This is a genomic window from Sulfoacidibacillus thermotolerans, from assembly GCF_003144315.1.
Taxonomy (GTDB): Bacteria; Bacillota; Bacilli; order Alicyclobacillales; family SLC66; genus Sulfoacidibacillus; species Sulfoacidibacillus thermotolerans.
In genome coordinates, this window is the sequence record NZ_MPDK01000113.1 from 1 (window position 1) to 504 (window position 504).

A 504-nucleotide genomic window follows, 5' to 3' on the forward strand; every position below is an offset into this window, starting at 1 on the left:
CTACGCTAGTGTTTGAACCTTCTTCGGAACTACCACCATTTAAGTATGCATCGATGTCTTCTTTTGTGATTCGTCCATTTTTACCAGAACCATTTACAGCTTTAATATTGACACCATTTTCACGTGCATACTTACGCACTGACGGCATCGCTTTAACAGTTTTACTTTCATCTACTTCTGTCTTTTCTTGTGATTGAGTTGATGAAGCTTCTTCTTGCACTGGTGATTCTTGTTCTTTTTCTTCTTTCTTAGAATCCTCATCATCGCCATGACCTTTAAATTGCATTTCTGCTGCATCAGGTGCATCAATTTTAACGATGACATCTCCTACTACTGCCACTGTTCCTTCATCGACTAACACTTCTTCAACAGTACCACTTACTGGAGAAGGAATTTCTACTACAGATTTATCATTTTGAACTTCTGCTAATACATCATCTTCTTCAATTGTATCGCCGGCTTTAATAAACCATTTAACAATTTCACCTTCGTGGATACCTTCCC

The 504-nt window shown here is 38.1% G+C and carries 1 protein-coding gene; it reads right to left on the minus strand.

Annotated features, from left to right (window positions below; translation table 11 throughout):
* The coding region (locus BM613_RS14725; protein ID WP_146192869.1) for a biotin/lipoyl-containing protein at positions 1-504 on the minus strand (504 nt) is incomplete at both ends.